General features: G+C 71.6%; 5 protein-coding genes and 1 pseudogene. 4 read left to right on the plus strand and 2 right to left on the minus strand.

From position 1 onward, the window contains the following. Positions 1-270, minus strand: a pseudogene (locus tag G5C51_RS42655) (hypothetical protein); the annotation flags it as partial. A gap of 70 nt (positions 271-340) precedes the next feature. Here G5C51_RS42655 and G5C51_RS40280 point away from each other — a divergent pair. From G5C51_RS40280 to G5C51_RS40290, 3 genes are all read left to right on the plus strand, one after another. Continuing rightward, complete coding sequence (locus G5C51_RS40280) at positions 341-694, plus strand: YciI family protein (protein ID WP_165245637.1); 354 nt, start codon at positions 341-343, stop codon at positions 692-694. A 48-nt stretch (positions 695-742) separates the two neighbouring features. Further along, the gene (locus tag G5C51_RS40285) at positions 743-2,008 is read left to right on the plus strand and encodes an RNA polymerase sigma factor (protein ID WP_338118495.1); all 1,266 of its coding nucleotides are present in this window, start codon (positions 743-745) and stop codon (positions 2,006-2,008) included. 150 nt (positions 2,009-2,158) lie between these two features. Then, on the plus strand, positions 2,159-3,169 hold the full coding sequence (locus tag G5C51_RS40290) for a DUF6528 family protein (RefSeq protein WP_165245639.1): 1,011 nt from the start codon (positions 2,159-2,161) through the stop codon (positions 3,167-3,169). A 4-nt stretch (positions 3,170-3,173) separates the two neighbouring features. Here the strand turns inward: G5C51_RS40290 and G5C51_RS40295 are convergent, their stop codons facing one another. Continuing rightward, positions 3,174-3,683, minus strand: a complete 510-nt coding sequence (locus tag G5C51_RS40295; RefSeq protein WP_165245641.1) for a carboxymuconolactone decarboxylase family protein — start codon at positions 3,681-3,683, stop codon at positions 3,174-3,176. A 14-nt stretch (positions 3,684-3,697) separates the two neighbouring features. Here G5C51_RS40295 and G5C51_RS40300 point away from each other — a divergent pair. Beyond that, positions 3,698-4,224 (plus strand): MarR family winged helix-turn-helix transcriptional regulator (locus G5C51_RS40300; RefSeq protein ID WP_165245643.1); only part of this gene is annotated, 527 nt, incomplete at its 3' end.

Below are 4,224 nucleotides of genomic sequence, written 5' to 3' on the forward strand. Positions count from 1 at the left end.
CACTCCTCCCGTAACCAGCCCTCCCACCCGCACCGGGACCAAAGGCACCCCGGCGACGCGGCCGTCACCATCCGATGCCAAGCCGCCCGCGAGATCGTGCGCCAAGCCGCCCGTCGCATCCGATGCCAAGCCGTCCGCGAGATCGTGCGCCAAGCCACCCGCCGCATCCGACGCCAAGCCACCCGCCGCATGCCAATCCCGCGCCAAGCCACCCACCCGCAAGCTCACGAAAGAAATCTCCGGCCCCATGTCGAATCCGGCGAGGCTCATTCGACGCCGAAGGTGAGAGCGGATCCTGACCCCATGGATCCGCACCGTACGACCCTAAGGAGTGGCGACCATGCCGCGCTTTCTGACCATGATCAAGCTGGATGAGCAGGAATTCACCGGGCCGCCCAGCGACGAGATCATTGCCGAGATGACGAAGCTGCTCGACGAGATGCGGCAGGCCGGTGTGCTGCTCGAGGACAGTGGGCTGAAGCCTACGGCCGAGTCGCAGCGGCTGCACCTTTCCGGAGGGAAGGTGAGCACCGTCGACGGGCCGTTCACCGAGACCAAGGAGATGGTCGGCGGCTATCTGATGCTGCAGGCCAAGGACCGCGACGAGGCCGCCGAGTGGGCCCGGCGCTTCCTGCTGGTGCACGGCGACGAGTGGAACATCACCTGCGAGGTGCGGGAGCTGGTGAGCGGCTGACGGCACCCGGTTTGCCGTCGCGGTCCCCTGCTGCTCTGATGGGGGACCGTGACGGGAACCGACGACGCACACGGCGCTGTGGCCGCCGTATGGCGGATCGAGTCGGCGCGGCTCATCGCCGGGCTGACCCGGCTCGTACGGGATGTCGGCACCGCCGAGGAGCTGGCGCAGGACGCCCTCGTAGCGGCCCTGGAGCAGTGGCCGCGGGACGGAGTCCCCGACAACCCGGGCGCCTGGCTGATGGCCGCCGCCAAGCGCCGCGGAATCGACCTGATCCGGCGCCGGGAGACATACGCCCGCAAGCTGAGCGAGGTCGGCGAGGACCTGCGGCACCGGCAGCAGGACGGCGGCCGCGATGACTTCGACGCCGTCGACGAGGACCGGATCGAGGACGACGTCCTGCGGCTGGTCTTCACCGCCTGCCACCCCGTCCTCCCCACCGAGGCGCGGGTCGCGCTCACCCTGCGGATGATCGGCGGGCTGCGGACGGACGAGATCGCGCGGGCGTTCCTCGTCGCCGAGCCGACCGTGGCGCAGCGGATCGTACGGGCGAAGAAGGCCCTCACGAAGGCCCAGGTGCCTTTCGAGGTACCGCAGGGCGAGGAGCGGGCCGAGCGGCTCGCCTCCGTGCTCGAGGTCATCTACCTGATCTTCAACGAGGGTTACTCCGCCACCGCCGGCGACGACTGGATGCGCCCCGCGCTGTGCGAGGACGCGCTGCGGCTCGCGCGGCTGCTGCAGGGCCTGATGCCGGACGAGCCGGAGGTGCACGGGCTCGCGGCGCTGCTGGAGTTCCAGGCGTCGCGGTCGGCGGCGCGCACCGGGGACGACGGCGAGCCGGTGCTGCTGCTGGAACAGAACCGGTCACGCTGGGATCAGCTGCTGATCCGCCGCGGGATCGCCGCGCTGGCGCTGGCCGGGAAGACGGCGGACGGCCCGGCGGGCCCGTACGTCCTCCAGGCCGCGATCGCCGCGTGTCACGCGCAGGCACGTAAGGCCGAGGACACCGACTGGGGGCGGATCGCCGCGCTGTACGCCCAGTTGGCGCGGGCCACCCCCTCGCCCGTCGTCGAGCTGAACCGCGCCGTGGCGGTCTCGATGGCCGAGGGCCCGGCCGCCGGACTCGCGCTCGTCGACGCGCTCACGGACGAGCCGGCCCTGAAGGACTACCACCTGCTCCCGAGCGTCCGCGGCGACCTGCTGGCCAAGCTCGGCCGGTCCGCGGAGGCCCGCGCGGAGTTCGTACGGGCCGCAGACCTCACGCGCAATGAGGCCGAGCGCGCCCTGCTGCTGCGCAGGGCGGAGAACGCCTGATCCGCGTCATCCGCGGCCTCAAGCCCCTTACCCTCACGGCAACTTCGAGATGACCGGCGGGCGAATCTCTGGCGCGTCCCCTTCCCCGCCTGCCACACCCATGCCACGCTTCCGCTCGGTCGCAAGCGGTTACCCAGGAGGGGGCGGAACATGGCAGCAGGCACTGGCAGACCCACCCGGCGCGGCGTGCTGGCGGGGGCGCTCGGCGCCGCGGGAGCGGTCGCCTTGAGCGCGTCGCAGGCGCGCGCCGCGGAGACCGGCGGCGGCAGCCGCTTCCCGCACGTCCTGGTCGGCGACCAGGCCACCCGCAGCATCCTGCTGCTCGACTCCGGCAAGAAGACCTGGGATCTCGCCGCCGACCCGGCCGCCGCGCTGTGGCGGTACACCCCGGACGGCGACCCGCAGTTCGCCGATCTGCAGTACGCGGACGGCTGGCGGTACGTCAGCGAGGTGAAGGTCCGGCGGCACGGGCGTAAGACCTACGTCCTCGCCACCGCCTCCTTCGGGCTCGCCTTCGCCGTCGAGTACCCCACCAAAAAGCGCTACTGGGGCGGCGGTCTCGGCCTCGGCGACGACCTCCTCAACCCGCACAGCATCGAGCTGCTGCCGAACGGCAACATCGCCGTCGCCGGCTCCACCGGCGGCATCGTCCGCGTCTACGCGGCCTCCCAGGGGCCGGCCAACGACGTGTACGCCGAGGCGAAACTCCGTACCGCCCACGGCGTCGTCTGGGACGGCGACCGCGACGTGCTGTGGGCCATAGGGCACGACGACCTCGTCGCGTACGAGATCGGCGGCACCCGCGCCGCACCGACGATCACGCAGGTCTTCTCGATCCCGCTGCCGGGGCCCGACGGCCACGACCTCTTCCCGGTCGCCGGGCGCCCCGACCGGCTGTGGGTGACGGTCAACGGCGACATCTTCCAGTACTCCAAGCGCCGCAAGGCCTTCCTGCAGGACTTCCCGTGGACGGCCGGATGGCCGCGTAACAAGGTCAAGGCGGCCGGCTTCCACCCGGACTCCGGCACCGTCGTCAGCACGCAGCCCGAGCCGGGGCTCGGCGAGACGTGGTGGACGGAGCGGGTGCGGCTGCATCCGGCGGGGGAGCCGTATCACCTGGTGGGCGGGGGGATCTACAAGGCGCGGCTCTGGCAGCCGTAAGCCGTCACGTCGCCCTGACCAGCCGGTTGGCGAGGGTCGACATCGTGTACGTGCCGATGCCCAGCACGACCTCCAGGGCATTGCGTTCGGTGTAGCCGTGCCCGAGGAGCGCCTTGATGCCCTCGTCGGGTACGGCACCGGCGGTGTCGAGGGCGGCGAGCGTGAACTCCTGGACGGCCGCGAGCCGTTCGTCGGCCACCGCCGTGCCCTCCCGCAGCGCGGCGATGAGCTCGGCGGCCGCGCCCAGCTTGCGGAGCTTGCCGGTGTGGATGGCTATGCAGACGTGGCACTCGTTGCGTACGGCGACGGTCATGATGACGGTCTCGCGGGACAGCGGGTCCAGCGTGCAGCCCTCGAAGGCGGCGCTCAGGGACAGGAATCCGTTGAGCAGCTCGGGCGAGGTGGCCAGCCGCGCCACGGCGTCCGGGACCGTGCCGCCCCATGACGCGGCCACGTTCTCCACGGTCTGACGGGAGGCCTCCGGGGCGGTCTCCACGGTGTGTGCGTCGAACAAGTCACCCTCCTAGAATGGTCAACATGGTTGACGATGAGAAGAAGGTAAACCAGGTTGTCGAAACTGGCAAGCAGGATTCCCGGCCCGGCTACGAGCTCCCGTTCCTGCTCTTCGCGGGCTTCCGTACGCTCATCGACGCCCTGCACGCCGAACTCGCCCGCCAGGGCCACCCGGACGCCCGCCCGGCCCACGGCTTCGCGCTGCAGGCGATCGGCCCCGACGGCAGCACCGCCGTCGACATCGGCCGCAGCCTGGGCATCTCCAAGCAGGCCGCCGGTAAGACCGTCGACCGTCTGATCACCCTCGGCTACGCGGAACGCGCCGCCGACCCCGCCGACGCCCGGCGCAAGCTGGTGCAACTGACCCCGCACGGCCGCGACATGCTGGCCCGCTCCGCCGCGATCTTCGACCGACTCCGCGCGGACTGGGCGGCCACGCTCGGCGAGGAGCGCATGCGCGCCCTGGAGGACGACCTGCGGGCGGTGACGGCACCCGGCGCCTTCCGCCTCGACGCGGCCGGCTGGATGGGCGGGATGGGCGG

It is taken from the genome of Streptomyces coryli (assembly GCF_011044975.1).
GTDB classification, from domain to species: domain Bacteria; phylum Actinomycetota; class Actinomycetes; order Streptomycetales; family Streptomycetaceae; genus Streptomyces; species Streptomyces coryli.

Excerpts from the sequence above, each read along its gene's own strand:
- G5C51_RS40280 (WP_165245637.1), top strand. The coding sequence starts at position 341 with ATGCCGCGCTTTCTGACCATGATCAAGCTGGATGAGCAGGAATTCACC.
- G5C51_RS40290 (WP_165245639.1), top strand. The coding sequence starts at position 2,159 with ATGGCAGCAGGCACTGGCAGACCCACCCGGCGCGGCGTGCTGGCGGGG.